The organism is Acinetobacter sp. 5862, from assembly GCF_024494585.1.
GTDB lineage: Bacteria > Pseudomonadota > Gammaproteobacteria > Pseudomonadales > Moraxellaceae > Acinetobacter.
In genome coordinates, this window is record NZ_JANHGP010000042.1 from 1 (window position 1) to 5,062 (window position 5,062).

The 5,062-nt window shown below is 41.6% G+C and carries 3 protein-coding genes and 1 pseudogene; 1 reads left to right on the forward strand and 3 read right to left on the reverse strand.

The window, feature by feature from the left end:
• Positions 1–281: 281 nt before the first annotated feature.
• Both NO346_RS07485 and NO346_RS07490 read right to left on the reverse strand, forming a co-directional pair.
• Positions 282–2,000, reverse strand: a complete 1,719-nt coding sequence (locus NO346_RS07485; protein ID WP_061403634.1) for a GMC oxidoreductase — start codon at positions 1,998–2,000, stop codon at positions 282–284.
• 114 nt (positions 2,001–2,114) lie between these two features.
• Positions 2,115–3,560 (reverse strand): coniferyl aldehyde dehydrogenase, encoded by a 1,446-nt coding sequence (locus NO346_RS07490; RefSeq protein WP_061403633.1) that lies wholly within the window; start codon positions 3,558–3,560, stop codon positions 2,115–2,117.
• Positions 3,561–3,713: 153 nt separating this feature from the next.
• Here NO346_RS07490 and NO346_RS07495 point away from each other — a divergent pair, with 153 nt between their 5' ends.
• The gene (locus NO346_RS07495) at positions 3,714–4,733 is read left to right on the forward strand and encodes an AraC family transcriptional regulator (protein WP_045796736.1); all 1,020 of its coding nucleotides are present in this window, start codon (positions 3,714–3,716) and stop codon (positions 4,731–4,733) included.
• 101 nt (positions 4,734–4,834) lie between these two features.
• Here the strand turns inward: NO346_RS07495 and NO346_RS07500 are convergent.
• A pseudogene (locus NO346_RS07500) lies at positions 4,835–5,062 on the reverse strand (transporter); the annotation flags it as partial.

Consider the following 5,062-nt stretch of genomic DNA (forward strand, 5'->3'; position numbering starts at 1 on the left):
CATATTTTATAACAAGAAAAAATAAACCATGGCTTTTGGGTTTATGAATAGACTCAATAATGCCCCCCAATTACTCATTGATCGGTAAAAAAGGTAAGACAGCTTTTCGCTCTCTTCTTAGCTTAGGAATTTCTGAATTATAGCCCATAAAATCAGCAACGCCCTCTAACGCTGTCATACAGCGTTAGAGGGATAATGATCTCAAGATTGTATTGCTTGGGCTGTCTAATTTGCCGTATTAGACACCATCACCATCACCAGCCCAAACCATATCCACTTTTTTAAGCATTGCTTAATGCACTGGCTAAATCACCAGTACCCTTCAAGTCAGACACCTGTCCCTCCAAAGGCTGACTAAATTCAATACGCTGAATCTTTGCTGCCCGCTCTGCAGAGAACACTGGGATTTGACTCATCGCAAATTCAGACAGTGCGGTAATGGTTAGTGAGGGATTCACACCTAAATTCCCAGGTACAATCGAACCATCTAATACGCGTAAATTTTGATAACCAAAGACTTGACCAGTGAAGTCCACAACGCCATTCGACTTGTCATTGCCCATCGCGACACCACTCATAATATGTGCTGTCGTTGGCGTTCCCAGTAGAATTTCAGTAAGTGCAGAACCAGGTTCTCCACCTAACTTTTGTGCAATCATTTTAGTGGCTTCTTCAGCCGCAGGGAATGAAACGGTGAGTGGCGTGTCCCCTTCTTTTTGCACAGCAGTGATACTATTTTTGAACAGTCGATACCACTTTCTACGCCATTCAAAATGAATGAATGCTTCAGACTTTTGCATCACCAATAAAATGATAGAGTCTTTGGCTTTACCCTTATAACGCAGTACTTTAAAGGTTTTTAAGGGATGTAACAGTGTATTGAACACAAACTTCATAAAGCGCATAAAGCCCTGACCAGTCACCATAGGCACGTATGGAATATAAATCCATGAAGCATCCGCACCTTCAGGGAAACGTGTGACCTCGATATTGGTATCTGCATCGACTGAAATAAAGGAGCTGATAGCCACACCATCATCCAGTTTTTTACCAGTATTGTTCACTGTGGTCAGGGTTTCCGAGTTCGTCCGAACTTCCTGTCCCAGCAATGAAGAAATATTGGGTAAAGTTTTATGCTGATCACGCATTTTTAACAACATCGGTACCGTACCCATTACACCCGCAGATAACACCACCCCACGACTGCGCAAACTATACTGACGAACATTCTTTCCTAAAGTTTCTTTGACTATTACTTCGTAACCTGCGCTACCATCTTCATTCAGTGGTGTAATTTTCACCACTTCAGAACTTGGACGAATTTCAACGCCATTACGCTCAGAAAAATACAGGTAATTTTTCATCAGGGTATTTTTGGCATTATTACGACAGCCCAACATACAAGCGCCACAATAAATACAGGAGTTACGATCTGGCCCCTCTCCATTGAAATACGGATCTTTCGCTAATTGTCCTTCTTGACCAGCTACTTGCGAAAAGAAGACCCCCGTATTCACCGTTTTAAATGAATTTGCATATCCAATTTCACTCGCAACTTCTTTTAACGTTTCGTCTGCAATATTGGTATAAGTATTATTCGCTGTACCCAACATACGTTGAGCGAGACCATAAAACGGCTTTAAGGTTTCTTTCCAGTCTTTACGAATCTTGGTCCATGCCTCAGACTCAAAAACAGCATCAGGTGGAATTAAATGTACATTGGCATAAATTTGTGAGCCCCCACCGACGCCCACCCCATGCAAAATGGTGGTTTTACTGGTGAAAGTAAATTGCATCGTACCTCTGAATCCCAGTTCAGGCCGCCACAAATAGTTTTTGGTGTCTAAATTTGTAGTTGGAAAATCCTTGTCTTCACGGCGTAATCCTTTCTCCAAAATCAGGACTTTATAGCCCTTTTCACTAAGGCGTAAAGCACTGACCGATCCACCAAAGCCTGAGCCAATCACGATTTGATCAAAATCAAAATCTTTATTATTCATCCTATTAACTCCTTTAAAAGTTTTATTTTTCTGTTTTTAAATACACTAATTCCTTCACTTCAAAATATCCATCTTGAAGTGAAAAGTGATGTTGAGGTTTTTAAATTTAAGCGCTTATGACTTCATCCGAATCAATAAATTCAACAGCCAATTGGCAAATTTTCCGTAAGGCGGCGCGAGAAACTTCAAGCTCGAAAAACCCGCCTGATAAAACACAGGACGCATTTTGGAAAAAGTCAAAAAGCCTTCATAGCCATGATAATGCCCCATCCCGCTGGCACCGACCCCACCAAATGGCAAGTCATGCTGCCCGACATGAAATAAGGCATCATTGACCGAAACCCCGCCCGACATAACTCGGCTGATATAAAATTCGACTGAGCTTTTATTATTGCTAAATGGATAAAAGGCCAATGGACGATCACGCTGCACAATATAGTCCACTACCTCTTCAGGCTTCTGGTAGGTTTTGACCATCAAGATCGGACCAAAGGTTTCACGCGTATCAATTTCCATCTCATCATTGCTGTTCAACACCAAAGTCAGTGGAAATTTTCGTGTCGCAGCATCTGGCTCTTGCTGATTTAAATTAATCAAACTTGCCCCTTTGGCTTCAGCATCTGCCAAGCTATGCACTAAGCGCTGAAATGCGCGCTCATCAATCACAGAAGTATAATCTTTGCTATGAATATCAGGCACATGTTCCTGAACCCACGCTGCCGCGGCTTGAATAAATGCTTGTAACTTCGACTCATGCACAAATAAATAATCGACATTGGTACAAATTTGTCCCGCATTAAACTGTTTCACAAACATAATGCGTTCTACAGCTTTATCGATGGGGTATTCAGGGTCAATCACCGCAGGAGATTTACCACCCAGCTCCAAAGTCACTGGCGTCAAGTTTGGTGCAGCAGCAGCCATGACTTTACGCCCTGTCGCACCAGAGCCAGTAAACATCAGGTGGTCAAACGGCAATTTTGAAAATGCGATGCCTACTTCACCCGTCTCATCGAAAATCTGTAATTTTTCCGCTTTAAAGTATTTGGGGCTTAACTCCATCAGCAATTCGGCCAAATGTCTTGAATTTTCAGACATTTTAACCATAGCGGTATTTCCCGCAGCAAACACGGCCGACAACTGTGAAAACATCAAATTGATGGGGAAATTCCACGGCACAATAATTCCAATCACGCCCAGTGGCTGAGGAATCACACGGTTCTTCGCACCAAAATACAGGCTATGATCGACATGTCGTTTTTGTACTTTCGTCCATTGCTTCAAATGTTTGATGCTGCCGTTAATGTCATCCGTGACAGTAATAATTTCTGCCAATAAGGTTTCATGGCGTGAACGATTTCCATAATCACGATTCAAGGCGTCAATAATTGCTTCACGGTGATTGTTAATCAATGCTTTTAAATTCAGTAAATGTTGCTTGCGTTGTTCAATCGTTTCAATGCCTTGCTGATGAAAGCTTTTGCGCTGTAATTGAAAACAATCGTGCAATGTCTGTTCTATCACTGTTTGCTCGATATGAGACTGAACCGTAAGTTGCATATGCTTTTCCTTTCACGGCTAAAAATGGTGATTCAATACTTCTTTTCTATGTTGGTTGAGATAATCTCTTATCCTACTTTAACAAATGACTTGAATTATGCTTGACTTTTTAGGACACTAAATTGATCTTTTAGGACAACACGGAATGTTGTAATGGGAAGTTATATTCGTGCAGCCAGCCTCGGCGGTTTTGAAGACTTAGTCCGTAGTTATGGCATAAACCCTATAGGAATCTTGAAAGAGATCGGGATTTTACCTGCTTTACTCCGCGATCCAGATTCATTTATTCATTATGATCATTATTTAAATTTATTGGAAAAAGCGGCCTTAGCCTGTCAGGATGACTGCTTCGGTTTAAAACTCGGCGCACTCCAAAATATTAGCACAATCGGTTTGATTGGCGTCTATATGTCCCGACAAACGAGCATACTTGAAGCCTTAAGCGTGGCGCAAAAGTATGTCTATTTACATGCTGAAGGCGTTGTCTTTCACGTCTCGCAACATAATGCTCTGTTCTGTAAGCTGAACTTTGTGCGTTTAAGTGAATACAACACCGATGTACCACAAAAATCACAACTGGCCATTTGCCTTGTCGCGAATATTTTAAAAGATTTGATTGGCCCACAGTGGCATGCAGAAAAAATTTGCTTCAAGCAAAAAGCACCACAAAAAGGAGCTCAAACTTTCCAAGCACATTTTTCCTGTCCAGTGGAATTTGAAACCGATGAGGATGCGCTTTATTTTCCCGCAAGCTTTTTAAGCTATAAACCCTATAATTTTAATGAAGATGCCATTAATCAACTAATCGTACAGCAGCTTGAAACACAAAGCAGCACCAAAACTGAAGACAATACCGCACTGATAGAGAGTTCAGTCCGCATGCTGATGGCGACAGGAGACTGCAGCATTGAAAATATCGCACTCTGTATGGGAATGCATCCGAAAAAGCTTCAGCGCGCTTTAAAAATGCAAGGAACAACCTATCGAGATATACTCGAAAATGTCCGAAAAAAAGAAGCGCTTCGTATGCTTGATGCAGGCAATGTGAATTTGACAGATATTGCTCTACAGTTGGGCTATGCAGAATTATCTATTTTCAGTCGCAACTTTAAAAGCTGGTTTGGCGTTCCTCCAACCGAGTTAAGAGACAAAAGTCGAAGCCATATTGTATGACTTCTGGTTTTGCTACTTCGTTAAATAAAAAGTACCCAACGAATTCAAGCATATAGTTTAAATCCATTGAATGTCACTCTAATCAATACAGACTCAATTGATTATTTCGGGAAAACAAAGGATGCGACCAAACGTGCCCCCCAACCTTTCGGGCTGCCGTCAGTATCATCAACCCAATATCGAGCACCACCGCCCACACTAATGGCCTGACCATTTAGGCGAATCACTTTGGTCACAGTCAAGTTGACAGGAACTGTGGCTTCTTCTGCATTCCAGTCATATGTCGTTTCAGTATTCAATGCCACCGTCGTACTATTTGGATAAGTGTA

What these genes read in the sequence shown, in the direction of transcription:
- NO346_RS07490 (WP_061403633.1), bottom strand. Translation starts at nt 3,560, where the DNA reads ATGCAACTTACGGTTCAGTCTCATATCGAGCAAACAGTGATAGAACAG.
- NO346_RS07485 (WP_061403634.1), bottom strand. Translation starts at nt 2,000, where the DNA reads ATGAATAATAAAGATTTTGATTTTGATCAAATCGTGATTGGCTCAGGC.
- NO346_RS07495 (WP_045796736.1), top strand. Translation starts at nt 3,714, where the DNA reads ATGGGAAGTTATATTCGTGCAGCCAGCCTCGGCGGTTTTGAAGACTTA.